At 46.6% G+C, this 24985-nt stretch carries 23 protein-coding genes and 1 riboswitch; of the genes, 11 read left to right on the top strand and 12 right to left on the bottom strand.

The genetic code is table 11. From position 1 onward, the window contains the following. Positions 1 to 72 precede the first annotated feature (72 nt). The 6 genes from MTR11_RS02275 to MTR11_RS02300 form a co-directional block, all read right to left on the bottom strand. Complete coding sequence (locus MTR11_RS02275) at positions 73 to 567, bottom strand: DUF3299 domain-containing protein (protein WP_206946795.1); 495 nt, start codon at positions 565 to 567, stop codon at positions 73 to 75. A 4-nt stretch (positions 568 to 571) separates the two neighbouring features. Continuing rightward, positions 572 to 1831, bottom strand: a complete 1260-nt coding sequence (locus MTR11_RS02280; protein WP_047009029.1) for an ABC transporter permease — start codon at positions 1829 to 1831, stop codon at positions 572 to 574. Beyond that, positions 1828 to 2556 (bottom strand): ABC transporter ATP-binding protein, encoded by a 729-nt coding sequence (locus tag MTR11_RS02285; RefSeq protein WP_139060154.1) that lies wholly within the window; start codon positions 2554 to 2556, stop codon positions 1828 to 1830. The genes MTR11_RS02280 and MTR11_RS02285 overlap by 4 nt, the downstream gene beginning before the upstream one ends. A 52-nt stretch (positions 2557 to 2608) precedes the next feature. Then, positions 2609 to 3286, bottom strand: coding sequence for a zinc uptake protein ZrgA (gene zrgA / locus MTR11_RS02290; protein ID WP_243326963.1), 678 nt, complete (start codon positions 3284 to 3286; stop codon positions 2609 to 2611). A gap of 134 nt (positions 3287 to 3420) precedes the next feature. Further along, positions 3421 to 3720, bottom strand: coding sequence for a DUF2607 family protein (locus MTR11_RS02295; RefSeq protein ID WP_243326964.1), 300 nt, complete (start codon positions 3718 to 3720; stop codon positions 3421 to 3423). A gap of 236 nt (positions 3721 to 3956) precedes the next feature. Next, positions 3957 to 4508, bottom strand: coding sequence for a YtfJ family protein (locus tag MTR11_RS02300; protein WP_243326965.1), 552 nt, complete (start codon positions 4506 to 4508; stop codon positions 3957 to 3959). A 214-nt stretch (positions 4509 to 4722) separates the two neighbouring features. Between MTR11_RS02300 and MTR11_RS02305 the strand changes: the two genes are divergently transcribed. Beyond that, positions 4723 to 4923, top strand: coding sequence for a DUF1107 domain-containing protein (locus MTR11_RS02305; protein ID WP_012841164.1), 201 nt, complete (start codon positions 4723 to 4725; stop codon positions 4921 to 4923). Positions 4924 to 5009: 86 nt separating this feature from the next. Here the strand turns inward: MTR11_RS02305 and msrA are convergent, their stop codons facing one another. Next, on the bottom strand, positions 5010 to 5648 hold the full coding sequence (gene msrA, locus MTR11_RS02310) for a peptide-methionine (S)-S-oxide reductase MsrA (RefSeq protein WP_243326966.1): 639 nt from the start codon (positions 5646 to 5648) through the stop codon (positions 5010 to 5012). Positions 5649 to 5815: 167 nt separating this feature from the next. Between msrA and MTR11_RS02315 the strand changes: the two genes are divergently transcribed. Genes MTR11_RS02315 through MTR11_RS02330 form a run of 4 tightly spaced genes read left to right on the top strand, consistent with a single transcriptional unit; the run spans position 5816 to position 12094 of the window. Further along, positions 5816 to 7528 (top strand): autotransporter assembly complex protein TamA, encoded by a 1713-nt coding sequence (locus MTR11_RS02315; protein WP_046874047.1) that lies wholly within the window; start codon positions 5816 to 5818, stop codon positions 7526 to 7528. Beyond that, positions 7525 to 11289: a translocation/assembly module TamB domain-containing protein gene (locus MTR11_RS02320; RefSeq protein ID WP_243326967.1), complete on the top strand. Its 3765-nt coding sequence runs from the start codon at positions 7525 to 7527 to the stop codon at positions 11287 to 11289. The genes MTR11_RS02315 and MTR11_RS02320 overlap by 4 nt, the downstream gene beginning before the upstream one ends. A gap of 45 nt (positions 11290 to 11334) precedes the next feature. Further along, the gene (locus MTR11_RS02325) at positions 11335 to 11682 is read left to right on the top strand and encodes a gamma-glutamylcyclotransferase (RefSeq protein WP_012841162.1); all 348 of its coding nucleotides are present in this window, start codon (positions 11335 to 11337) and stop codon (positions 11680 to 11682) included. A 49-nt stretch (positions 11683 to 11731) separates the two neighbouring features. Further along, positions 11732 to 12094 carry a DUF2799 domain-containing protein gene (locus MTR11_RS02330; protein ID WP_047009036.1) on the top strand — a complete coding sequence of 121 codons (363 nt, stop codon included), beginning with the start codon at positions 11732 to 11734 and terminating at the stop codon, positions 12092 to 12094. A 74-nt stretch (positions 12095 to 12168) separates the two neighbouring features. On the opposite strand, the gene ppa is transcribed toward MTR11_RS02330, so the two are convergent. After that, positions 12169 to 12699: an inorganic diphosphatase gene (gene ppa / locus MTR11_RS02335; protein WP_046874044.1), complete on the bottom strand. Its 531-nt coding sequence runs from the start codon at positions 12697 to 12699 to the stop codon at positions 12169 to 12171. Positions 12700 to 12826: 127 nt separating this feature from the next. Next, the gene (gene fbp / locus MTR11_RS02340) at positions 12827 to 13843 is read right to left on the bottom strand and encodes a class 1 fructose-bisphosphatase (RefSeq protein WP_005392321.1); all 1017 of its coding nucleotides are present in this window, start codon (positions 13841 to 13843) and stop codon (positions 12827 to 12829) included. A 312-nt stretch (positions 13844 to 14155) separates the two neighbouring features. Here fbp and mpl point away from each other — a divergent pair, with 312 nt between their 5' ends. The 5 genes from mpl to thiQ all read left to right on the top strand — a co-directional run bounded on the left by mpl (position 14156) and on the right by thiQ (position 19724). After that, on the top strand, positions 14156 to 15514 hold the full coding sequence (gene mpl, locus MTR11_RS02345; protein ID WP_124007403.1) for a UDP-N-acetylmuramate:L-alanyl-gamma-D-glutamyl-meso-diaminopimelate ligase: 1359 nt from the start codon (positions 14156 to 14158) through the stop codon (positions 15512 to 15514). Between the two features lie 4 nt (positions 15515 to 15518). Then, positions 15519 to 16154: a flavin prenyltransferase UbiX gene (locus MTR11_RS02350; protein WP_006742964.1), complete on the top strand. Its 636-nt coding sequence runs from the start codon at positions 15519 to 15521 to the stop codon at positions 16152 to 16154. A gap of 37 nt (positions 16155 to 16191) precedes the next feature. Next, positions 16192 to 16328: riboswitch (TPP riboswitch) on the top strand. Between the two features lie 71 nt (positions 16329 to 16399). Continuing rightward, positions 16400 to 17392: a thiamine ABC transporter substrate binding subunit gene (gene thiB, locus MTR11_RS02355; RefSeq protein ID WP_006742963.1), complete on the top strand. Its 993-nt coding sequence runs from the start codon at positions 16400 to 16402 to the stop codon at positions 17390 to 17392. Positions 17393 to 17433: 41 nt separating this feature from the next. Next, positions 17434 to 19020: a thiamine/thiamine pyrophosphate ABC transporter permease ThiP gene (gene thiP, locus MTR11_RS02360; protein ID WP_104974546.1), complete on the top strand. Its 1587-nt coding sequence runs from the start codon at positions 17434 to 17436 to the stop codon at positions 19018 to 19020. Then, positions 19020 to 19724: a thiamine ABC transporter ATP-binding protein gene (gene thiQ / locus MTR11_RS02365; RefSeq protein ID WP_046874040.1), complete on the top strand. Its 705-nt coding sequence runs from the start codon at positions 19020 to 19022 to the stop codon at positions 19722 to 19724. The genes thiP and thiQ overlap by 1 nt, the downstream gene beginning before the upstream one ends. An 18-nt stretch (positions 19725 to 19742) precedes the next feature. On the opposite strand, the gene MTR11_RS02370 is transcribed toward thiQ, so the two are convergent. Next, entirely contained in the window at positions 19743 to 20690 is a 948-nt protein-coding gene (locus MTR11_RS02370; RefSeq protein WP_104974545.1) for a LysR family transcriptional regulator, read from the bottom strand. 92 nt (positions 20691 to 20782) lie between these two features. Here MTR11_RS02370 and MTR11_RS02375 point away from each other — a divergent pair, with 92 nt between their 5' ends. After that, the gene (locus tag MTR11_RS02375; protein WP_005392308.1) at positions 20783 to 21859 is read left to right on the top strand and encodes an alkene reductase; all 1077 of its coding nucleotides are present in this window, start codon (positions 20783 to 20785) and stop codon (positions 21857 to 21859) included. A 63-nt stretch (positions 21860 to 21922) separates the two neighbouring features. Here the strand turns inward: MTR11_RS02375 and MTR11_RS02380 are convergent, their stop codons facing one another. Beyond that, on the bottom strand, positions 21923 to 22360 hold the full coding sequence (locus MTR11_RS02380; protein WP_005392306.1) for a universal stress protein: 438 nt from the start codon (positions 22358 to 22360) through the stop codon (positions 21923 to 21925). 42 nt (positions 22361 to 22402) lie between these two features. Beyond that, positions 22403 to 24982 (bottom strand): TRAP transporter permease, encoded by a 2580-nt coding sequence (locus MTR11_RS02385; RefSeq protein WP_243326968.1) that lies wholly within the window; start codon positions 24980 to 24982, stop codon positions 22403 to 22405. Positions 24983 to 24985: the final 3 nt, after the last annotated feature.

Here is a 24985-nt window from a genome sequence, read left to right on the forward strand (position 1 = left end):
TCGTGTAACACAGAACTAAAAAAGGCGCCGATGTGACGCCTTAGGTGTACCGATGCATGTCAACGACTTAAACTACATATCGTCGTAGGCTTCTATTTTCGATCCCTCAATAACGTAAGCCGTTTCAGCCAGCTCGTGGCTTATCGTTTCGGTTTTCAACTCTCCAATCACATATATGACATCCCACAGTTCTTGAACGGGTGCGCCTTTGGGAAACTTCACGTAAATGATTTGGTTTGGTGGCGGTGGTGGTACGTGGATACAAGCTCCAAAGTATGGCACCAACAAAAACTCGGTGACGGTATTCGCGTCACCTTCAAGCGGGATGACAAAGCCCGGGATTTTAACTTGGCTTCCATTTAGCTCTGGTCGAACGTTACCAATTTTAGACTGTTGCGCTGCGCCGCCACTGTGATCAGAAGCTGGCATGCCCACACTGTCGAACAGTTTGCGTTCTTTCTCAGGTACTAGATCAATCCAGTCGAGCGTTAATGGCTCCTCGCTTGCGAGTACTGGCGCTATAAATGAGACGATCAGCAAGCAACTTGCGAGTATTTTTCTCCACATTTTATTAAATCCTTATTGTCATTCCGTCACTTAGTGACTGTCGGTAGGCGCGAAAAGCCGGGATGAAACCAATTACAATTCCAGCGCATTGTACGAAACCTAATAGCATCCATTCATAGGGCGATAAGAGGCTTAAAGTCAGATGTATTCCATAATGCTGTTGAATGATGGGTTGCACGATGGCGAGAATGGCATACAGCCCTGCCACTCCAGTCACAATTCCGGCAGCAGTAAGTAGACTGGCTTCGCTGATCAATAATGAGAAAACATGACGAGGTCTTGCCCCCATAGCGCGCAAAATCGCCATTTCACGGCGGCGCTCCTGTAAGCTGGTTAATAAGCTGCTTAGCATGCCGAGTAATCCTGCAATCACCACAAAGCCAGACACTGCCATTAAGGCTTGCTCGGCAACAGACATCATTCCCCACAATTCATGCAACGCAACCCCGGGCATAATCGCGCTAAGCGGTTCTTTGGGATAAGTGTTGATTTGCCTTTGTAGGGCGAAAGTCTGAATACGAGATTTCAAACCGACCAGCATCGCGGTAATTTGCTTGGGCTGAAAGTCTCTGTTTTTGAGGTCTTGTGCCTTGGGTGTTGGGCCTAAACGTGCACCGCTTTCCCATCCGACGTGGATGGCTTCGATGGCTTCTAGCGAGACATGGACGGTTTTGTCGACTGGCGTGCCAGTGGGCGCAAGAATCCCGACAACTTTGAATGGCAGGTTGTCATGTCGGCTAAAGCCTACATCACTAATGCCGTGGGCAATGATGATTTCACTACCGACGTGATAACCCAGCTGTTTTGCGACATCAGAACCAAGCACGGTTTCAAATAAACCATTGAATTCTCGGCCTTCTGAAAATGTTAGTGATTGCTTACTTCCGAATTTATAGTGTTCAAAATAGCTGTGGTTGGTTCCCATGACTCGGAACCCTTTGTGCGAGTCGCCAAGTGAGATTGGAATCGCCCAATCTACTGCTCGATGATTGGCAAACTCTTGGTAGCTCTTCCAGTCAATGTTGTTGGTGGCATTGCCAATGCGAAACACAGAGTAGAGCAGCAAGTTCACTTGTCCAGAACGGCCACCAATGATGAGGTCGGTGCCTGAAATTGTATTGGCGAAGCTATCTTTTGCCTGAGTACGAATGCGCTCTACTCCTAAAAGGAGTACGACAGAAATCGCGACTGTCATGATGGTTAATATTGCCGTCGCCTTACGATTGATTAAGCTCTTCCACGCGAGCTTTGCAACAGCGCTCATGATGCGGCTCCTAGGTCAGATGCTTGGTTAATATCTGGTAGGTTAAGTGTGCGGTCAAATAAGGGCTCAAGCGTTGGATCGTGACTGACGAAGATCAGCGTAGCGTTGGCTTGATTCGTTTGCTCCATCAGGAGTTCAATAAACGCTTTACGGTTATCATGGTCTAAAGCGGAGGTTGGCTCGTCAGCAATCACTAACCCCGGATACCCAATGAGTGCTCGTGCAGCCGCAACACGTTGTTGTTGGCCAATGCTCAGTTCCGATACAGGACGCGCATGAAGCTCGCTGGGTAGGTGGAGTCTTTCAAGCAGAGCTTGAGCTTGCTCTTCTAACGTTTGAGATGGCACTCTTGAATGAGCGCGGCCACGTCGTGTTTGACTGAATTGGCAAGGCAGTAGTACGTTTTCAAGTACGTTTAAATAAGGTAATAAATTGAACTGCTGAAAGATATAGCCAATGTGATCGGCGCGAAATTTGTCTCTTTGACTTGCACTTAAACTAACAAGGTCAGTATTCAGTACGGATAGAGAGCCTGATGTTAACGTGTTGATGCCAGTTAGTAGGGCAAGCAGCGTAGATTTACCGCAGCCACTGGGACCTTTGATAAATACGTGCTCACCTTGGGCAATATGTAACTGTGGAATATGAATGGTTGCGTGTGTTGAACCGGGCCAGACAAACTGGGCATTATTTAGCTCAACAACGTTTGACATGATTTCAGTCATACTAAATCACCAAAGCATTGGCGTGTAAGTGTGTACTTACACGCCACTCGTGTTATTTGATTACGATTTGGGAGTTATCTTTGCTCAGTTTGATGGCTGATTGCATGGTGTCAGTGAATATATTGACGTTGATTGACTCAGTCGTTGGAAATTGATTAAACCAGTCGGTTTGAATGTTACTGAGTTGGTTAACTTGGTCACAGCTGAAGCGATATTGCACCGAAAACTCACCATGTCCGCCATTTTCATGCTCCTCATGGTGAGCATCGTGACCGTCATGGTGCTCATGTTCATCATGATGTTCATCATGATGTTCATTGTGGTGATCATGGTGTTCGTGCCCTTCATGATCGTGATTTGCATGGTCATCATGGTCGTGCTCGCTATGATCATGGTCTTCATGAGGGGTGCTGAGGTTATGGTTTACGTAAGCTTCTTCAATATCACAATTGGCTTGCGCGTTAATAGCAAACAGTGTGTTGCTGTCTTCTAGGGTAGCAATTGCTTGTTTAAGTGCTTGCTCTTGCTGTTCATTTTCTGGAGCATGCTCGAAACCGACCACATCGGCTCCGGGAGCAGTAATCTCCACTAACAGATCCTTTCCATCTTGGGCGATATTAAATTCGACGTGACCATGCACATGAGCACCGTGCTGACGGTATTCGTCCGCATTTGCTGCTGTCGATAAAGAGAGACCAATGACAAGCGCTAAAACATGTTTCGATGACATTTTGTGTTTCCTAATTTTGCTGGCACTAACCCGAGCAATACCGGATCAGATTTGTATTTACTAAGGTGCGACTCGCTGACACGTTAGGTGCAGGAATACGCACAAATTATGTTGAGTGTGGAATAGTTTGGAAATTAAGCAAAATAAGGCGGGGCACGAGCTGCACCACAAATGTCTTCACTATTAACAAGGCGCTGAAAGACATCATGGTATTGGATGCGCGTAAATGTTGGCGTCGATAGGGTCGGTTGAGCTTTGGCTATGCCGTGCTGAACCCCAGAAAATAGCTGGCAATGATGGTGTGTGTGGTGTTCGGGAGTCAGATCAACTTGATGAAGGATTACCGCAAAGTTCCAAGCGATCAGCAACGCGACACTGAAAAATAAAACAGTGCGATGCCAATGCTTCCGTATCTTTTGCTGGTGGTGGTACATCTGAGCTCCTCTTACTGACTGTTATAATATAACACCCATAATGAGTAAAAGTTCACTCTTTTGTTGGCTAGTGGGAAAATTTACGTCAACACATGTGATGTCGCCGAATCTGAGACAGTCTCCTTGGTGGAATCACTGAGCGTTAAACTAGGGGCAACAGAAATCTCAAGCTTTAAGTTTGGTCGCATGGCTCCTTATACTGCGTACTACGGATATTAAGAAGCCAAGCAACGAGACTAGATGTTCTGTTTAATTAGCTCGATCACCTTTGCAATTTCATCTTGCTCAAGTGCGCCTTCTTTTACAAACAGCACTTTGCCTGTTTTGTCTTGAACAATAATGGCAGAGCTTTCTTCTTTAAGATCCCAAGTGTTGGCGACTACGCCATTTTCATCCAGAACCATAGATGACCAAGGAAACTCTTTTTTGCTGTCTTGGGCTGAAGATTTCACGAACGAACCTGTCCCCCAGATTGTATCATCTTGGTTAATGATCGTAGTTGTTTGGTAGCTTTCTTGCGGGAATTGCGCGGCGGTTATTGCTGACATCAAAGGGGCGTTCATTTCTTTTGAACTGCTACGACCTGCGATTGCTTGAATAACACGAACCTTACCCTGCATATGCTGGGTTGCCCATGGTTGGTATGCCACGCCCTCACCTTGCAAAACAATCTCGCCATAAGCCGCGACCTTGGCAGAAGGAACGGTCTCACCGACAGATAGGTTGTGTGCAAACGCAAAGCTTGGCGTTATAGCCAATAGTAGAGGTAGGAGAGTCTTAGTTTTCATATTGTTATATTCCGTACGAGTTGGAAGTTTTCCAGTATATATCCAGATCTAGGAAATTTGTAGAACTGTTGATAACATTTATTTAACGTATGGGGTGGTGTAATATTGCGTTATATTTAGAATTTGCTAAAATGAACCTCGTCGCAGATTGCGCATCAAGATTGCAGAGGATAAATAAGCAATCCGTGTTTTCTCAAAGGAATTGAGGTGAGTTATGCTACGTGAGTTTGCTGTATACCGACCATTACAAGTGGCACGTTTCGTTAAAACGTTGTTCAAAGGTCAATTCTTTATTGCTGGGGTTGGATGTTTTCAGTTCGACAATGGCAAAGTTTTGCTCCCTGACGTCAACGATCAGAAAAGACTCACCATCTTTAAAGAAGTCAACCAAGTGATTGCTTCGCTGTCTGTTTAAGAGCCCGTTGGCTTGAATTTAGTTTTCGATTTCAAAAAAGAGCGACCTATTCGGTCGCTCTTTTTGGTTTGAGTTAGTCGTAGGAACTAACTTTGTAAGCTGGGTGGAAAGCAAACACCTGTGCCACCGATACCGCAGTAACCGTCAGGTTTTTTAGCCAGATATTGCTGGTGGTAAGTTTCGGCAAAATAATACGGGCCCGCTGGCTGTATCTCAGTGGTGATGTTCGCGCGTAGTTCCTCTTGCAGTGCTTTTTGATACAAGAGCTTCGATTTTTCTGCGCTCTCTTGCTGCTTCGCGGAATAAGTATAAATAGCCGAACGGTATTGTGTGCCCAAATCGTTACCTTGACGCATCCCCTGGGTTGGGTCATGTTTCTCCCAAAAAACGGCCAGTAGTTTTTCTAAGGAAATCACGCGTTCATCGAAGACGACTCGTACTACCTCTGTATGGCCTGTTTTACCCGTACACACCTCTTCATAAGTAGGATTGGGCGTATATCCACCGGCGTAGCCAACCGAAGTGGAGATAACCCCATCCAGTTGCCAAAATACGCGCTCAGCGCCCCAAAAGCAGCCCATTCCCAGCAGAATTTGTTGTTGATGCGGCTCCAATGGTGCCTTTAAGTTAGATTTATTTACAAAATGATGATCTTCAACCTGCATCGGTTGATCTCTACCTGGCAAGGCATCTTCTATACTGATCAATGTTTGTTTGTTGAGCATGGTATTTGTCCTTCAATACGTGTCTTAAATTTGCGAACTTTTTCATTTCGTCTGTATCTGATGCTGTGATGACATAGACCGCGTTAAACCTATTAATATTACAGACTTAGACTTTAATTGGCGTTATCATTATTTACGTTTACTTAACCTCATTCAGCCAAAAAAGCATGATAAAAAAAGCTCTCCTCACCATTGTTGGCCTGTTTGCCTTTTCTCATGGTGCCTATGCCGATGTTTCTTTGACTTTAAAAGGCATCGATGGCGCTTTAGAAGAGAATGTCAGTGCGTACCTGTCGTCCATTCCAGCGAAGGACTACTCCACTTCTCTGCGCTTTCAAGCGAGATTAGATCAAAGTATCACTGAAGCTCTTAATGCGCTTGGGTATTATCATGCAAAAATTTCATACTCTATTCCGGAAGGGAATGATGAGTTGATCGTCAGCATCAAGCCGGGTTTACCTGTGAAAGTGAAAGTCATGGATGTGGTGATCACAGGTGAAGCAAAAGACGATGAAGAGTTCGCCAAACTTATTGAACGTTCACCGCTTAAAGTCGGCAAAGTATTGAATCAAGGCGAATACGATAGCCTGAAATCGGGTATTCGTAACTTGGCGTTGCAGCGTGGTTATTTCAATGGTGATTACAAGCTCAGCAAACTTGAAGTGATTCCTGACTTCAATGAAGCGAACGTGCGTTTGCATTATGACAGTGGTATTCGTTATCACTTTGGTCCGATTAACATTACTGGTAGTCAGATTTGGGAAAACCGTGTTGAGTCAATGCGACCTTTTGAAATTGGTGAACCTTACTTGGTTTCGCAAGTGGGAGAGTACAACCAAAACCTGTCTAATACCGATTGGTTTTCATCGGTTTTTGTTGAGCCTGATTTAAGTAAATTGGATGAGGGACGCGAATTGCCAATTAAGGTCTCGCTCGCGCCAGCGTCAAAAAACCAAATAGAAACCGGCCTTGGTTACTCGACCGATACTGGTGTGCGTGGCACGTTAAAATGGAAAAAACCATGGGTTAGTTCACGTGGTCACAGCTTTAATACGGCGTTATCACTATCAAAGCCAGAACAGACGATCACGGCAGGATACAAAATCCCGCTTGATGATGTGTTGCGTGAATACTACCAACTGCAATTTGGTTTAAAGCACCTTGATAACCGAGATACGGAGAGTTTGGAATCCAACCTGGCAGTTGAACGACATTGGCTAACTGATGGCGGCTGGCATAAAACCATTTATGTTCGTCACTTGTACGAAAACTTCTCTCAAGGTCTGCAAGATGATGGGGTGCAATTTGTGTTACCCGGAGCCACTTTTTCACGAACTCGTGTCCGTGGTGGCAACATGCCAATGTGGGGGGATAAGCAAAGTGTAACGATCGAATATGGTGATCCTGCTTTGCTTTCAGAAACGCGAGTATTGCGCCTATTAGGGCGATCATCTTGGATCCGCGGGATCGGTGATAATCATCGTGGTTTGTTCCGTTTAGAAGGTGGTGCGAACATCACCGACGAATTTGAAAAGCTTTCACCTTCCCTGCGTTTCTTCGCTGGTGGTGATAACAACATTCGTGGTTATGGATACGAATCTATTTCACCTGTGGATGAAAGTGGTGCCTTGACGGGTGGTAAATACATCGTCAGCAGCACATTAGAGTATCAATATCGCGTGTATGGAAACTGGTGGGCAGCCACCTTCTACGATATTGGTGATGCATTTAACGAAACACCTGAATGGAAATCGGGTGCTGGTGTGGGTATCCGTTGGGCGTCTCCGGTTGGACCGGTTAGCTTTGATTTTGCGTGGGGACTGGATGAAAAACCAGAAAGAGAGTTCCGCATCCACTTCTCATTGGGGCCTGAGTTATGATCAAAATGATGTTTAAGTGGACCAAATGGCTGTCGCTAAGTTTGATTGGTCTATTGCTGTTGCTCATCATTTTTGTTGCGACAGTGCTATTTACTCACCCTGGTCTTAAGCTCGCGTTGTGGGGAGCAGAAAAGGCTTTACCGCAACTACAGATAGAGCAAGTTCAGGGTTCATTATTTCCTCGTTTTGAGCTACAGAACGTCAGTTTTGTCGACGAATCTTTGAACATCGACGCAAAAGTCGATCGTTTAGCGTTAGCGGTTAACTTCCGTTGTTTCTTTGATCCTAAAGTCTGTGTCGATGAGCTAACCCTGCAAGGTGTTAACTTTCAGATGCCAGAGCTCCCTCCGGCAGGCGAAGAGCCAGAGGAGACACCACCATTACGTACAGTCAGTACACCAGTCCCTATTTTTGTTAATAAGGTCAGTTTTGATGACATTAACTTAAACATTTTAGGCAACCAAATTGATTGGCAAGATTTCTCTACCGGACTTTCTATGCAAGGCGACCGTTTGGTGATTGCGCCGACGGCATTAAAAGACATCAATGTCGCACTGGCTCCAAGTGAAGCTGAACCTGAAGCGGCCACAGACGAGCCGAAAGACGCTGACGCTCCGCCGCAAGATATTGTGTTACCTGAGGTGTGGATTCCACTCACTGTGGAAGCAAGACGCCTCGATATTCATAACTTCAAGCTTGCAGGTGAGAAGCCGGTGATCGTTCACCACCTTGGTGCTGTAGCGAAAGCGGGGGGCGACCGTGTTGATGTGAAAACATTAGAGCTCGATATGCCTGAAGTGGAAGGTAAGTTAAGCACGCAAGTAACGCTTTCTGCCGACTATCCTCTCAAAGCTCAGCTCGATGCGCTGGTGAAGCAAGCGGATGCGAAAGGGCAAAAGCTGTCGCTGTCAGCTGAAGGTTCGGTGGGAGATCTTTCTCTCACTGCGACCTTATCTGAACTAGTCGAAGCGGAGATCAAAGGTGAACTTCAGCCCCTGAAAGCGCAGTTACCCTTTGATGTTGCAATCAAAAATGTGCAAGCGCAATGGCCGTTAATCGGTCAAAGTGATTATCAAGTATCGGTACCAAGTTTATCTGCAAAAGGTTCCCTGGACGGATACACTGTGGCACTAGAAACACAAGCTTCGGGTAAAGATATTCCTGCTGTAGATGTTGCACTAAACGGCAAAGGCACATTAGAGCAAATCGATCTTGAAAGCCTGGTAGTCAAAACATTGGGCGGTGAGCTATCCGGTCAGGTGATGGCGAATTGGGCTGCGCCAATCAACTGGCAAGCTGACCTTAATTTGCAACATATTCAACCAGGGCTTCAATGGGAAGAGGCGGAAGGCGATATCAGTGGCAGCCTCTCGACTTCAGGTTCTTTAACAGAACAAGGCGGTTGGCAAGTCAGTTTACCTAAGTTAGATATCGATGGCATTTTGCGCGGTTATCCGCTGAATGTGGAAGGTCAACTTGAAGCGTCTGATAAGAATGGCAGAGGTGAAGACATTCAGCTTACCACGCAAGGTTTAGCGCTTTCTCATGGCCCTAACCAATTGAGTGCCAAGGGTAAGATTGATAAACAGATATTAATGGATGTTGAGGTTAACTTCCCCGATTTTGCGAAAAGTGTTCCGGATCTAGCGGGTAAGATGCAGGGCAATGTGGCGCTGCGTGGTAGCTTGAAAGAGCCTGACATCAAATTAGACCTAGCGCTAAATCAAGTGAACTGGCAGCAGCAAGCGAACGTTGAAAACATAACCTTGAAGGGAGATGTGACGCCTCTGCCAGCACCGAAAGCTAACTTAAGCCTCATTGCTAACAACATTACCTACGACGACATTAAAGTTGATAGTGCAGACCTTGAAGTTTCTGGGGATGAAAAACTGCACCAACTGACGCTAGATGTGGTGTCTGACATTGTATCAACCAGCTTAGAAATTGAAGGCTCATTCATACAGAAGCCGCAAATGATCTGGGATGGTGCATTGCGTCGTCTTACTTTGAGCACGCCGCAGGGACCGTGGGCGTTGCAGAAATCGACGGCGGTTAAAGTCAACATCGATAAACAACTCGCTGATGTTCAAGCACATTGTTGGCTACAAGCCAATTCGAGTGTTTGTTTGACCGAAGATATTAGTGTTGGTCAAAGTGGCGAAGCCAAGTTAGCCGTGAACGACTTTGACTTTGAACAAATCAAGCAGTTCCTGCCGCCAGAGACGAAATTACAAGGGTCGGTCAACGCGCAAGCAACAGCAAAATGGGCACCAGAGATGAAGCCGGAAGTCACGGTGAACGTTGATATGCCTAAAGGTCAAGTAGAGCAAGCACTAGAGCAGCCGATAACACTTGGTTGGGAAAGCTTTAGCTTTAAAGCGGCGCTGGCAAAAGACAAGTTAGATGCTGAGTGGTTATTTGATGTGAGAGACAACGGTGACTTATCTGGTCAGGTTTCTTTGGTCGATGTAACGTCTGAGCAGCCTGAGATTGACGGTAAGGTCTCGCTATCGACATTCCATCTGGATTTCTTAGCGCCGTTGATAGGTGAGTACAGCCTATTCAAAGCGAATATGAATACTGATTTGGCGATATCTGGTGATGTTATGCACCCTAAAGTCAACGGTCAGTTCTTGATTGATCAAATGAAGCTACAAGGTGAAGTCACGCCGATAGACATTAACTCCGGTCAGGTCGCGATCAACTTTAAAGGTCACCAAGCGGATCTTGATGCGGGTATCATGACGCCAGATGGTGAGTTGGAAGTGACCGGTGAGGCCGATTGGCAGGATCTACAAAATTGGCATACCAAAGCGCGCGTATTTGCGAAAGAGCTTCAGGTGGATCTTCCACCAATGGTAAAAATCAAAGTTGAGCCGGACATGACTATTGATGTCACACCACAGCTTGCTAAGGTCGAAGGTAATATTAATTTGCCTTGGGGACGAGTAGTGGTTGAAGAGCTGCCACCAAGTGCGGTTGGTGTTTCAAGCGACACTGTGATTTTGGACCAGAACTTACAGCCTGTGAGTGATATTGAGCCAATGCCATTTGATGTTGAAACGGATATCAACATTAAAATCGGTGATGACTTCCAACTGGCCGCCTTTGGCTTGAAAGGTGGTCTGAAAGGTAACCTCAATGTGACACAGAAAGATAAAGGTCCGTTCATCGTTGGTGAGGTTAATATCGTCGACGGTTCTTACCGCTCTTTTGGTCAGGATTTGGTGATTGAAGAGGGTAAGATCTTAATGAATGGCCCGGCAGATCAGCCGTACGTTTCTATTAAGGCGATTCGAAATCCAGATAATACCCAAGATGACGTGATTGCTGGTGTGCGTGTAACAGGACCAGCATCGGATCCAAATGTGGAGATATTCTCTGAGCCAGCGATGCCTCAAGCGAATGCGCTCTCTTACCTACTTCGCGGTCAAGACATTGATGGCGAAGCGGGAGGCAATGCTATGACCACCACGTTGATCGGCCTAAGTTTGGCAAAGAGTGGACGCGTGGTTGGTGAAATCGGTGAAGCCTTTGGGGTTCAAGATTTACAATTGGATACGGCGGGGTCGGGCGATGATTCTCAAGTGACCGTCAGTGGTTACATTCTGCCGGGATTACAGGTGAAATACGGCGTCGGCATCTTTAACTCACTAGGCGAGTTCACCGTGCGTTATCGATTGATGCAAGATCTGTATTTAGAGGCGGTTTCTGGTGTAGATAGTGCGGTTGACCTACTCTATCAATTTGAGTTCGATTAGAGCTTGTTCGTCTGCGTACATAAAGTTCATGACTAAGGAGTGGTTATGCAGCATTTAGTTTTTGTATATGGGACCTTACGTAAAGGAGAGTGTAATCATCACTTTCTAAGCTCGGCCCAGTTTCTTGGTCAGCATGAAACGGATGCTCAGTTCGCACTGTATGACTTAGGTCCTTATCCCGCGTTGTCTGTCGGGCAGCGCTCGATACAAGGTGAAGTGTATCTGATTGATGATGAAACCTTATCCGAGCTAGATAAGTTGGAAGATGTGCCAGTAGAGTATCGTCGAGAGAGTATCGTCACGCCGTTTGGCCAAGCTTGGATCTACTTGTATCAAGATACTGAACAACTGACCGAAGAAATCGCTTCCGGAGATTGGTGTCAAAAGGTGTGAGCTATACTGACATTATCAATAGCGACGAGCTGGTCACTAAGGAGTCATGATGAAGGTATTCGTAATTGGATCAATGGCGTTGATTCTTGCCGCATGCGCGCAAACAACCCTGCCGACCTCGAGTAATGTTACCGACTGGCAAGCGTTTGGTAAGCAGTCTGCCTTAGATGGATTAAGAGTTTTATCTGAAGATCGCATCGCTGCACTGGATGGTACTAATCATGCTACGCCTGAACTGATCATGGCCTATCAAACGGGTTATCAGCAAGGGAAGCAAGAGTATTGTGAACAAAGCGCGTATATGCTTGGTGTTATCGGGCGTCCGTATTTTGGTATTTGTGATGACCTAGACCCTTTCTTTCAGCATGACTATGACGCCGGCCGAATGTCTTCTGCAGGCGCGCCTATCTAGTTGACTTACACAAGATGAAAAGCAAAAGAGCTGCCCTAAAGCAGCTCTTTTTAATTTTGTATCAGCCGTGATGCTTATTTTTTCTGAGCGCGCTCGTAAGATTCTAGGATCTCAGCTTTAGCGGCAGCAACATCTGCCCAACCATCCACTTTCACCCATTTGCCCGCTTCAAGCTCTTTGTAACGCTCAAAGAATTGCGTGATCTGCGCTTTCAGTAGTTCTGGGATATCGTCCACATTTTGGATGTGATCGTACTCTTTCGAGATTTTGGTGTGGGGAACCGCAAACACTTTTGCGTCTTCACCTGACTCATCCGTCATCTTCAAAACGCCAACAGGACGGCAGCGAATCACTGAACCTGGCATGAGTGGGTATGGTGTTGGTACCAGTACGTCGACTGGGTCGCCATCAAGAGACAGCGTATTGTTCACGTAGCCATAGTTACATGGGTAGAACATCGGTGCAGACATGAAACGGTCGACAAATACCGCACCAGAGTCTTTATCTACTTCGTACTTGATTGGATCTGCATTTGCAGGAATTTCGATCACGACATAGATGTCTTCAGGCAGCGACTTGCCTGCTGGCACATGGTTTAAGCTCATTAGAATATTCCTTTTCATTAACGATGAGTCACACAGAAGCGGCTTCATCTGATGATAAATTCGCGTTTCACTTTAGCGACAAAAACGCGGCAGGTAAACACCTGCCGCGTTGGACAAAGGTCTGAAATTATTCTTCGTCGCGGTGCAGTTCAAGGAACTCTTCAACTTTGCGAACCATGTTCTTAGAACCAACAAAGAAAGGCACACGTTGGTGCAGTTCGGTTGGTTTGATATCCATGATGCGATTGACGCCGTCTGATGCAATACCGCCCGCTTGCTCAATTAAGAACGCCATTGGGTTACATTCATAAAGTAGACGCAGTTTGCCCTGTGGATGGCTTTGCGTACTAGGGTAAAGGTAGATACCACCTTTCAGTAAGTTGCGGTGGAAATCTGCAACCAATGACCCAATGTAGCGAGAAGTGTATGGACGACCGTCTTCTGGCACATTCTCTTGGCAGTACTTGATGTACTTCTTCACCCCTTGAGGGAAGCGAATGTAGTTACCTTCGTTGATCGAATAAATCTTGCCTTCTTCTGGAATCATCATGTTTTCGTGCGATAAGCAGAAGCTGCCGATAGATGGGTCGTAAGTAAAGCCGTTTACGCCGTTACCCGTGGTGTAAACCAACATGGTTGATGAACCGTAAATCACGTAACCAGCGGCAACTTGCTTATGACCAGGCTGAAGGAAATCTTCTTCTGTCGCTGGTGTGCCAATAGGTGAAACACGGCGATAAATAGAGAAGATAGTACCGACAGAGACGTTCACATCGATGTTAGAAGAACCATCAAGTGGGTCCATCAGTACCACATATTTGGCGTTTTGGTTGAGCTCTTTGTTGAAAGCAACCGCTTCGTCTTCTTCCTCACTGGCAACGCCACACACTTGGTCACGAGCTTCAAGCGCGGCTTTGAACTTATCGTTCGCGTAAACATCGAGCTTTTGCTGGTCTTCACCTTGGACATTTTCCGTGCCTACAGCACCAGTGATATCACCGAGACCCGCTGCGTTGATTTCGCGGTTAACGATTTTTGCAGCTAAACGAATGGAGGCTAAAAGGGATGATAGATCACCGCTAGCGTGGGGGAAATCCGCTTGTTTTTCGACAATGAACTCGCCTAGGGTGCGCAGTCCTGACATGGTTAATCCTTACATTTTCATTTCATTGGGGGTAGTGCGCAAGTGAGCATCTCTTTATGGATGTTAAACGATTGCGCTGGATGTAAGTTTAAGTCGCAGATCTTTTTAATGGTAATGAAGTAACTGTTTGAGATCTCAATTTATTTGTAGACTTGTTTGAGGGATTCATCAGTAAGCAAGAGGTTGTACAGTCTGTGTTCAACCTTGTCATATTTGTGAAAGGGACTGCAAGAAGAAGGCTAAAGTCTCTCGCTTTTCTGGTTGTGATCGCGATAATGAAAGCATTAAAGAACGCATTACAAGGTTTAGTTTATGCACATTCATATCTTGGGTATCTGTGGCACATTTATGGGCGGCGCTGCGATTTTAGCGCGCCAATTAGGGCATAAAGTCACTGGTTCTGATGCCAACGTTTACCCACCGATGAGCACGTTGCTTGAGTCTCAAGGTATTGAAATTATTGAAGGCTTCGACCCGTCTCAACTCGACCCTCAACCAGACCTTGTGGTGATTGGTAATGCCATGAGCCGTGGTAACCCATGTGTTGAACATGTGCTCAATACCAACATGCGCTACACCTCTGGTCCGCAGTGGCTCAACGAGTTTTTGCTGCACGATCGCTGGGTATTGGCGGTATCGGGTACACACGGTAAAACGACTACGTCGAGCATGCTGGCTTGGATACTCGAAGACTGCGGTTATCAACCTGGTTTCCTAGTTGGTGGAGTACTTGGTAACTTTGGAGTCTCTGCTCGTTTGGGTGAAAGCATGTTTTTTGTCGTTGAAGCGGACGAATATGACAGTGCTTTTTTCGATAAGCGTTCTAAGTTTGTGCACTACCATCCTCGAACCTTAATCATGAACAACCTTGAGTTTGATCATGCAGACATCTTCGATGATCTAGAGGCGATCAAGCGCCAATTCCATCATTTAGTGCGAACGGTTCCCGGCAATGGCTTAATCTTAGCTCCGAAGCAAGACCAAGCTTTGGCGGATGTATTAGAGCGTGGTTGCTGGACAGAAAAGCAGTTTTCAGGTGTTGATGGCGACTGGCAGGCGCACAAATTAGTGGTCGATGGCTCAAAATTTGAAGTTGCTCTACAAGGCGAGAAGGTCGGTACCGTCGAATGGGATTTGGTGGGTGATCATAACGTTGATAATGCGTTAATGGCGATTGCCGCGGCGCGACACGTTGGCGTAACGCCGGAGCTTGCGTGTCAGGCTCTGGGCCGTTTCATTAACACCAAGCGCCGTCTTGAGTTAAAAGGTGAAGAGCAAGGTGTGACGGTTTACGATGATTTTGCGCATCACCCAACGGCAATTGAACTCACCGTCGGTGGTTTGCGTAACAAGGTAGGCGAAAAACGCATTCTTGCCGTGTTGGAACCTCGTTCTGCCACTATGAAGCGCGGCGTGCACAAAAACACACTCGCGGATTCGCTACACAGCGCAGATGAAGTGTTCTTATTCCAACCAGACAACATCGAATGGTCGGTGCAAGATATCGCGGAACAATGTCAGCAACCTGCTTTTGTTGACGCTGACATCGATAACTTTGTAGCGAAAATCGTTGAACGTGCGCAGCCAGGTGACCAAATCCTCGTGATGAGTAATGGTGGCTTTGGCGGTATTCACGGCAAGATCCTCGAGCAACTTAAACAAAAAGCCTGATTTTATGCAAAACAAACAGCAGCAAGCAGAAAAAGCCATCACTTTAGCGTTAACTGGAGCATCTGGTGCGCCTTATGGTCTGCGCCTTTTAGAATGTTTGGTCGCGGCGGATTATCATGTCTACGTTCTGATCTCTTCAGCGGCTCGTGTCGTGATGGCAACCGAACACAACCTTAAGTTGCCAAGTGGGCCTGAAGCCGCAAAGCAAGCGTTGGTGGAGCATCTCAACTGTGATCCAAATAACATCACCGTTTGCGGTAAAGATGACTGGTTCTCACCGGTAGCGTCTGGCTCTGCGGCACCCAAGCAAATGGTGGTCTGCCCATGTTCAGCAGGAAGTGTTGCGGCGATCGCGCATGGTATGTCGGATAACTTGATTGAGCGCGCCGCTGACGTGGTGATGAAAGAGCGTGGGCAGTTGTTGCTCGTTGTTCGCGAAACACCATTTTCAACGCTGCATCTGGAGAACATGCACAAGCTATCGCAAATGGGCGTCACCATCATGCCAGCGGCTCCGGGTTTCTACCATCAGCCAAAGAGCATTGAAGACTTAGTGGATTTTATGGTGGCGAGAATTCTCGACCACTTAGGTATTGAGCAAGGTTTAGTGCCTCGTTGGGGTTATGACCAGCGTTCGTGAGCTGATTGTGTAACCACTCAAATACCTTTACAATCCATCCAACTCATCGGGGAGCAAACCCATTTAGCATTGAGTCAATCAATGCATTTGGGCGCTGAGACCTAAGTGCTTTACTAGGGACCCGTATTACCTGAACCAGATAATGCTGGCGTAGGAATTGAGTCTGGATATTGGAAGTCCTTAATAGCCGCCTCAACCCTGTGCCGCTCAACTTATTTCTCTGAAATACTCATGGAGAGCGAGCAGTGAAAACCACTTCAAGTCTGATTGCCTTAGCTGCAATTACTTCAACTTCAGCGTTTGCTGCTGAAAACCCATTAACTATTTATACCTACGATTCTTTTGCCGCAGATTGGGGACCAGGTCCTAAAATCGAGCAAGCTTTTGAAGCAAAATGTGGCTGTGACGTTAACTTCGTGGCGTTGGACGATGGTGTGTCGATCCTGAATCGTCTTCGTCTTGAAGGCGGTAATAGCAAAGCCGACATCGTGTTAGGTTTGGATAACAATCTGATGGCAGAAGCGAAGAAAACCGGTCTGCTTACCGAGCACAATGTGGATACGGCTAACACAGTGTTACCAAATGGTTGGAGCGACACGACGTTTGTACCGTACGATTACGGCTACTTCGCGTTTGTGTACAACACAGAGAAACTGGCTAATCCGCCGAAAAGCATGAAAGAGCTGGTGGAAACGCGCGACGATTTGAAAGTGATTTATCAAGATCCGCGTACGTCAACGCCGGGCCAAGGCTTGATGCTGTGGATGAAATCCATTTATGGCGACGATGTGACGCAAGCGTGGCAGAAGCTAGCGAGCAAAACCGTAACGGTCACGAAAGGTTGGTCAGAAGCGTATTCCATGTTCCTTAACGGCGAGTCGGACTTAGTGCTTTCTTACACTACGTCACCTGCGTACCACTTAATTGCGGAAAACGATTCAAAGTTTGCGACGGCGAATTTTGCTGAAGGTCACTACATGCAAGTTGAAGTCGCCGCTAAAGTGAAAGGGGCAAAAAATTCAGAACTTGCTGATCAATTTATGAATTTCATTTTAAGTGATGAGTTCCAGTCAGCGATGCCAACGGGTAACTGGATGTACCCTGTTACAGACGTTGAGTTACCTAAAGGTTTTGAAACCTTGAGCGTTCCAAACAAGTCGTTGAGCTTTAGTGCTGATGAAGTGGCAAAAATGCGTAAGTCTTGGATTCGCGAATGGCAAAGCGCACTGACGTTTTAGCTGACGTTCCACCCCTCATTTGAATGAGATAGGTTTTACCTTTGAATTCTGTTCCAAAAATAGGTTTAGGGGTCGCGATGATCATCGCGACCTTTGTTGTTTCTGCGCTAGGTGCTTTGATTGTTCAAGCCCCTTCACTTGATGTGTCAGTGGTATGGGACGACCCGTATTATCAACATGTCACCAAGTTCAGCTTCTACCAAGCTTTTCTTTCCACATTGCTCAGTGTTGGCTTTGCCATTCCAGTTGCGCACGCGCTTTCACGTCGCCAATTTTGGGGTAAGTCATTACTGCTTAAGCTGTTTGCATCGACGCTAGTTTTGCCTGTTTTGGTTGGTGTTTTCGGGCTATTAGCGATTTATGGCAACAGCGGTTTGTTAGCGCAGTGGCTACAGAGTTTCGATAGCAAACTGCCATTTTCTATTTACGGTTTGAACGGCATTTTACTCGCCCATGTGTTCTTTAATTTACCTTACGCGGCGCGCTTGCTGTTGCAAGCATTAGAATCTATTCCTGCCGAGCAACATAAGCTGTGTGCGCATTTAGGTATGAACCATTGGAATAAGTTTCGTTGGGTGGAATGGCCGCGTTTAAGACAGCAACTTCCCCACGTTTGTGGTTTGGTATTTATGCTGTGTTTTACCAGTTTCGCCACTGTAATGGCATTGGGGGGCGGGCCAAAATCCACCACCATTGAATTGGCAATTTACCAAGCGATTAAGTTTGATTTTGATTTACAAGCTGGGGCGTTATTGGCGCTGTGGCAGATGCTGTTATGTGGACTGCTTGCGATTGGAGTGCAGAAGTTAACAAAGCCTGTTTCTATCAGTGCTGGCAGCACATCGGTACAGCAATATTTAACGAAGGATCATGGGTGGTCAAAAGCTTGGGATAGCTTTTGGATCATAGGTGCCTTTTTACTGGTGATACCACCGTTATTGATGGTGTTACTGAGTGGCATCAACCAACAAGTTTGGACGGTGTTAACCGATGAACGTTTTTGGTCTGCGTTATCTAACTCACTCAAAGTGGCAGGGTTAGCCAGTGCGCTTGCGGTCGCTGCAGGGGTGTCCATACTATTGACCAGTCGCCGTTGGCGGTTGCAGTACAAAAACACGCGAGCCGATCAGATTGAGTTAATCGGCACCATTATTTTGGTGACTCCAGGTCTGGTGATTAGCACCGGTTTATTCTTACTACTGCGCGCATTTACCGATGTTTTTAGCTTGGCATTTTTTGTCGTGATTTTGGTGAACGGTTTGATGGCTTTGCCTTACGTGATCAAAACGCTAGCGCAACCGATGCTGCACATTGAGCAACAGTATCAGTATGTATGTGCCAGCTTAGGCATGCGTGGTTGGCAACGCTTTAAAGTGGTGGAGTGGCAGGCGCTACGCAAGCCGTTTGCACATGCGTTTGCGATTAGCTTTATGTTTGCAATAGGGGATTTAAGTGCCATCGCACTGTTTGGTGGACAAGAGTTTCGTACCTTACCTCTGTATTTGTTCCAGTTGCTTGGCAGTTATCAGATGGACGCAGCAGCGGTGGTATCGGTGACCCTATTGTTGTTGAGTGTGGGCTGTTTTGCCTTGATTGAGAAAGTATTGAAAACGAAGGAGAGAGCGTAATGTTAGTGTTGGATGATGTGCAGTACACCTACCAACGTGAACTGTTTCGTTTTGACTTAACGATTGAGCAAGGTCAGATAGTGTCGCTGATGGGACCAAGTGGGGCTGGAAAATCGACGTTGCTAGCGTTGGTGGCTGGGTTTATCCATCCTGACCAAGGTGACATTCGGGTTGATGGTGAGTCTATTGTGCGTAAAGAGCCTTATCAGCGTCCTTTCTCCATGCTGTTCCAAGAGCATAACTTGTTTTCTCACTTGTCGGTGCGTGACAACATTGGCTTAGGTTTACACCCAGGGCTAAAGCTCACGGTAGACCAAAAACGTCAGGTTGAACAAGCTGCGCAGCAAGTTGGCGTTGCAGAGTACCTCGACCGTTTGCCTGAGCACCTTTCTGGAGGGCAGCGTCAACGTGTTGCCTTGGCGCGTTGTTTTGTTCAGCCTCATCCCATGTGGCTGTTGGATGAGCCTTTCTCGGCGCTTGATCCGGTTTTACGTGAAGAGATGCTGAGCTTGGTAAAAAAACTGGCGGCAGAGCGGGGAATAACCGTATTGATGGTCACGCACCATTTAAGCGATGCCAAAGCCATTGCCAGCCACTTTGTGTTTGTGGCTGATGGCAAAGTGGAAGCGGCGGATAGTATGTCTGCATTGAGTGAGCAGCATGCTAGTGAGAAGCTTGCGGCATTTATCCGAGCCGCACGCTAATGCTCAATGGTGGCTGGGTTATGCTTCTCCGCAACACAAACCATGTCGAGGACCAAATTCAAATTGAGATCTTAGGCTCATGATATGGTCAATCATCGCTTGTACTCGTCGCGTTCGGTTTGCGCCAGGACGATAGACTAAATAAATGGGCATTGGTACCGTGTGCCATTGAGGTAAGACTCTGACTAAGGAGCCATTTTCCAGCTCTTGCGTCATGTTTTGCATAGGTAAGTTAGCGATTCCCAATCCTTTGAGCGCGCCTTTTAATACCGCTTCTACGGTGGTGCTAGAGAAGTTACTGCTTACTGAGACGTTGACCGTGTTGTCCTGCGAAATCAACGTCCAAGGGCCTATCTCTGAAACATACTGATATCTCAAACAGTTGTGTGTTGTCAGATCTTCTGGCGTTTTAGGTACGCCACACTCAGCTAAATACTCAGGACTGGCGGCCAATACTCGGGTGGTGTAACCCAATTTTTTAGCAATCAGTCGATCATCGACGATCTGGCCGACTCGAATTGCCATATCAAAACCGTGTGAAAACAGATCAACAAAATCGTTCGATGCTTCTAACGCAATTTGTACTTTTGGCCATTGTTTTAAAAATGGTAAAAAGATGTGCTCAGCCATATACGCATCCAAGGCTGGCGGCGCAGCAATGCGAAGCCGACCTTGGATCTGCTGTTCCATTTCCTGAACGTCTTGACCAATCGAGTGAAATTCCTCAACTAAGCTTGCAGCACGCTCTAAAACCATTTGACCAGCTTCGGTAATCACCAACTTTCGGGTCGTGCGCTCTAGGAGCTTGGCTTCAAAGTGTTGTTCGAGTTTGGTTATGGCTTTACTAACAGTAGATTTTGGTAGGTTTAACTCCGCCGCACACTTGGTTAAGCTCAGTAGTCGACAGCTTGTGACAAAGATAGAGAGCGTCCTAAAGTCAATTGTTTCTAAATTTCGAACAATCACTTTCAATTATCCATATTGTTTCAATATTGATCTGATTATAGTCTGGCTCTTCATCCTTAGCCATCAAGTTATTGTCATTTGAGGTAAACAACATGTCCAACTCTGTAGACTTATTTTCTCCTATCGAACTCGGTCAATTAGCATTAGATAACCGTGCCATTATGGCCCCTTTAACGCGCGCTCGTGCCAGCGCAGATCATATCCCGAATGACCTTATGGTTGAGTACTATGCTCAACGCGCGAGTGCTGGACTTATCATTGCTGAATGCACCATGGTGATGGAAGGAACGTCTGCTTTTATGGCAGAACCGGGCATTTATAACGAAGAACAAATTGCAGCTTGGAAAAAGGTAACGGATGCGGTTCATGAGAGAGGCGGTAAGATCGTATTGCAAATTTGGCATGCGGGACGCGCTTGTCATCCTGAACTGAATGATGGGAAAACGCCTGTTGCAGCGAGCGCACTAGCCATTCGTGATGAGTTAGTCCATACCCCTTCCGGTAAGCAAGCATATACGGTACCACGAGCACTCGAAGTGGATGAGATAGCTTCTATTGTGGCGGCGTTTAAGCAAGGTGCGGAAAACGCCAAGAAAGCAGGCTTTGATGGTGTGGAGATACATGGCGCCAATGGTTATCTTATCGATAACTTTCTTCGTGATGGTTCGAATTTACGTACTGATGAGTACGGTGGCTCGGTCGAAAATCGTGCTCGTTTCTTACTTGAGATAGTTAAAGAAGTGGTCGAGGTATGGGGACCTGGAAGAGTAGGGCTGCGCACATCACCATTAAATGGATTTAATGACATGAAAGACAGCGATCCGGTTGGCTTGGTTCGTTACTTAGCTAAGCAACTTAATGCTTTCGATCTTGCTTATTGGCACGTGATGCGTGCGGATCTAAAGGGCGTACAAAAAGCAGATGTTCTCAAGCCAGCACGCGAAAACTATCAAGGTTACCTAATGGCCAACGTGGGCTACAGTGCACAAGAAGCGACAACGGCAATTGCAGAAAATCAAGTTGATGTGGTCGCATTTGGCGTTCCATTTATCGCCAACCCTGATTTAGTTGAGCGATTTAAGAAAAATGCACCTCTTAATGAGGCAAAACCTGAGCACTTTTATTTAGGTGGAGCAGAAGGTTATACCGATTACCCAGTAATGGCATAATCCTTACTTGTTCAATATAAAAAGGACGCTAATGTTAGCGTCCTTTTTCGTTTCTTTAGTTGTTTAACCTTGCGGTTTCACGACCATCACATTGATTGGAGAATATTCCACGACCTTACTTGCGACAGAGCCAAGCATTACTTTATTGATTTTAGAACGCTTGTGACTTGGCATAATGATGAGATCAGCGCCCAAGCGCTCTGCATAATCAAGAATCGTCGCGTAGGCTTTGCCCTCAGCAACATGCACTTGGTACACAACATCTTCAGCAATATGCTTATTGGCGAAAGCTTTTAATTGCTGCTTCACGTCTTGCTTCATTTTGGCTGCTGCATCTTTTGGGAAGTATGTAGCAACCATCGACATGTGAATACCAGGTAATACTGTTAGAAGGTGGATTTGTGCATTCGCTTGCTTTGCCTGCCAAACCGCTAGTTCAACCGCTCGGTCTGAAAAGCCTTGGTCATTTAGATCAACCGGAACAAGAATTTGTTTGTACATTCAATGTCTCTCACTAAGGCCCCTTCCTCGGGGCCAAATCGGTTATGCGCTCAATTGTTCCTTACGAGCACGACGTTTTTGGTTCATGGCAAGCACCAGCAAAATCATTAAGCATGGCACAAATACCCATTCTTTCATCGGACGTTCTGCATCTTGGATAACCCACTTGATCTCCCAATCAAAGTCGATACCTGCAGACTCTGCCGGGCTACCAAACTCGACCATATCGACAATCATTTTGTTGTCGCTTTCGGTCAGCATCAGACCCATAGACGAAATACGTGCTTCCGCTGTTGTCGCACTGTCTTCGAATGGAAGACGAACCGTTTTCTCGATGTAGTCGCCCTCAAGGTTTTCGCCGGCAACACGTAGCTCCAATGATTCTCCTACATTTAGCGTTTCCGTGATTTGAGCTACCTCAACGCCAGGAGAAAGAACTTTCGCTGGATACAGCATGTCCCACCAAAAACCAGGACGGAAAAACGAAAATGTCAGTACTAATAATAGAACGGTTTCCCACCACTTGTTACGCGTGAACCACCATCCTTGTGTTGCGGCGGAGAAGATCAGCATCGCAATGATCGATGAGATGACAGTGAGTGCTAAATGCCACCAAGAGTCTATCCCCATCAACAGTAGCTGGGTATTGAACACAAACATGAATGGCAAAATGGCGGTTCGAATATCGTAAGTAAAGCCTTGGATACCTGTACGAATTGGGTCTGATTTAGCAATCGCAGCCGCCGCAAATGCCGCAAGACCTACGGGTGGGGTGTCGTCGGCCAAAATACCAAAGTAGAACACGAACAAGTGCACCGCAATGAGTGGGATGATCAAGCCATGTGCCGCACCTAGCGTGACAATAACCGGTGCCATCAACGTAGAGACGACGATGTAGTTCGCCGTTGTCGGTAGACCCATCCCAAGAACCAAGCTGATTATTGCAGTAAACAGCAGCATAAGAATGATGCTACCGCCAGAGATAAACTCGACGAAGTCGGTCATCACTAGGCCGATACCCGTCAGCGTGACAACACCAACCACGGTACCTGCCGCTGCCGTTGCAACGCCGATACCAATCATGTTACGAGCGCCAGCAACTAAGCTCTCAGCCAGATCGACGAAGCCATCTTTGGTTTGCTGCATCATGTCACCTTGCTTTGATAACAGAGCAATCAATGGACGCTGAGTCAGCAAAATGAAAATCATGAACACCGTTGCCCAGAATGCTGAAAGACCTGGCGAGAAGCGCTCTACAGTCAGACACCAAACCAATACAACGATAGGCAGTAGATAGTGCAAACCAGATTTAACCGTTGGGCCAGGATCAGGTACTTCTGTTAACTCTGCATCAATCTCAATTGCGCCATCTTGCACGTGATTTGCTGAGATCTTCACCAAGCCAACGTACGCAATTAACAGGGCAACCGTAACAATTGGCGTCGCGGCATCACCAAAGACATCTTTCGTCCAACCCACTCCGTAGTAAACCAATGCGCTGATCACACACAGTCCTAAGATTGTGCCAGTAAAGGAAAGCAAACTTTGTACTAACGTTGGGTTGTGGCGACGAGGAAGACCTGTCATACCCGCTTTACACGCCTCAAGGTGAACGATGTAAATCAAAGCGATGTAAGAGATAAGTGCCGGAAGTAGGGCAGCCTTAATCACTTCAACGTAGGAGATACCGACATATTCCACCATCAAGAATGCCGCCGCGCCCATGATTGGTGGCGTTAACTGACCATTGGTTGAGGCAGCAACTTCAACGGCTCCCGCTTTGGTGCCCGGAAAACCGACACGTTTCATCAATGGGATGGTAAAGGTACCAGTGGTTACCACGTTTGCGATTGAAGAGCCAGAAACAAGCCCGGATAAACCAGATGCAACAACGGCCGCTTTTGCAGGACCACCTTTCATATGACCCAGTAAAGAAAAGGCGACTTTAATGAAGTAAGCACCTGCGCCAGCGCGTTCCAGCATGGCGCCAAACAATACAAACAAGAACACAAAAGAGGTTGAAACGCCTAATGCGACACCGAATACACCTTCCGTTGTTAGCCATAAGTGAGACATAGCCTTGTTTAAGCTCGCTCCTTTATGCGCGATGACATCGGGCATGTAAGGGCCGGCAAAGGTGTAAGTAAGGAAGATAGCAGCAACCACCATCAGTGGTGGACCGAGCGCTCGGCGTGTTGCTTCTAAAAGGAGAACCATACCGATGACAGCAACGACGATATCTACCGTTGTTGGTGCACCGGAACGTCCAGCTAGCTCGGTATAAAAAAGGTAAATATATGCCGCAGAAAAACTACCTGCTAGCGCCAATATCCAATCGACAAGAGGGATATGATCGCGAGGGGAATTTTTCATCGCTGGATAAGCAGTGAAAGCCAAGAAGATCGCGAAAGTGAGGTGGATTGATCGCGCTTCCGTGTCGTTCAGTACGCCGAAATTAAAAATAAATGGTAGCGGAGATGCGTACCATAATTGAAATAGTGACCAACACAGAGGAACAAACCAAAGGATTCGTCCTTGCATTCCCGAGGGGCTACGTGCACCTGTGTCTGCCTGAGCCACCATTTCTTGCACATCTTGTGACGGAGCTTGATTCGTCGCCATGTA

The sequence above is a fragment of the Vibrio sp. CCB-PB317 genome (assembly GCF_022808245.1).
In the GTDB taxonomy this organism is placed as follows: Bacteria; Pseudomonadota; Gammaproteobacteria; order Enterobacterales; family Vibrionaceae; genus Vibrio; species Vibrio diabolicus.

Bases quoted from the DNA above. Each gene is read 5' to 3' on its own strand.
- MTR11_RS02295 (WP_243326964.1), bottom strand. From the start codon at position 3,720: ATGTACCACCACCAGCAAAAGATACGGAAGCATTGGCATCGCACTGTT.
- msrA (WP_243326966.1), bottom strand. From the start codon at position 5,648: ATGCTCAACAAACAAACATTGATCAGTATAGAAGATGCCTTGCCAGGT.
- MTR11_RS02385 (WP_243326968.1), bottom strand. From the start codon at position 24,982: ATGGCGACGAATCAAGCTCCGTCACAAGATGTGCAAGAAATGGTGGCT.
- ppa (WP_046874044.1), bottom strand. From the start codon at position 12,699: ATGAGCTTAAACCATGTGCCAGCAGGCAAGTCGCTGCCTGAAGACATC.
- zrgA (WP_243326963.1), bottom strand. From the start codon at position 3,286: ATGTCATCGAAACATGTTTTAGCGCTTGTCATTGGTCTCTCTTTATCG.
- MTR11_RS02300 (WP_243326965.1), bottom strand. From the start codon at position 4,508: ATGAAAACTAAGACTCTCCTACCTCTACTATTGGCTATAACGCCAAGC.
- MTR11_RS02380 (WP_005392306.1), bottom strand. From the start codon at position 22,360: ATGTACAAACAAATTCTTGTTCCGGTTGATCTAAATGACCAAGGCTTT.
- mpl (WP_124007403.1), top strand. From the start codon at position 14,156: ATGCACATTCATATCTTGGGTATCTGTGGCACATTTATGGGCGGCGCT.
- MTR11_RS02315 (WP_046874047.1), top strand. From the start codon at position 5,816: ATGATAAAAAAAGCTCTCCTCACCATTGTTGGCCTGTTTGCCTTTTCT.
- fbp (WP_005392321.1), bottom strand. From the start codon at position 13,843: ATGTCAGGACTGCGCACCCTAGGCGAGTTCATTGTCGAAAAACAAGCG.
- MTR11_RS02325 (WP_012841162.1), top strand. From the start codon at position 11,335: ATGCAGCATTTAGTTTTTGTATATGGGACCTTACGTAAAGGAGAGTGT.
- MTR11_RS02375 (WP_005392308.1), top strand. From the start codon at position 20,783: ATGTCCAACTCTGTAGACTTATTTTCTCCTATCGAACTCGGTCAATTA.
- MTR11_RS02280 (WP_047009029.1), bottom strand. From the start codon at position 1,831: ATGAGCGCTGTTGCAAAGCTCGCGTGGAAGAGCTTAATCAATCGTAAG.
- thiQ (WP_046874040.1), top strand. From the start codon at position 19,020: ATGTTAGTGTTGGATGATGTGCAGTACACCTACCAACGTGAACTGTTT.
- MTR11_RS02285 (WP_139060154.1), bottom strand. From the start codon at position 2,556: ATGACTGAAATCATGTCAAACGTTGTTGAGCTAAATAATGCCCAGTTT.
- MTR11_RS02350 (WP_006742964.1), top strand. From the start codon at position 15,519: ATGCAAAACAAACAGCAGCAAGCAGAAAAAGCCATCACTTTAGCGTTA.
- MTR11_RS02275 (WP_206946795.1), bottom strand. From the start codon at position 567: ATGTGGAGAAAAATACTCGCAAGTTGCTTGCTGATCGTCTCATTTATA.
- MTR11_RS02320 (WP_243326967.1), top strand. From the start codon at position 7,525: ATGATCAAAATGATGTTTAAGTGGACCAAATGGCTGTCGCTAAGTTTG.
- MTR11_RS02305 (WP_012841164.1), top strand. From the start codon at position 4,723: ATGCTACGTGAGTTTGCTGTATACCGACCATTACAAGTGGCACGTTTC.
- MTR11_RS02330 (WP_047009036.1), top strand. From the start codon at position 11,732: ATGAAGGTATTCGTAATTGGATCAATGGCGTTGATTCTTGCCGCATGC.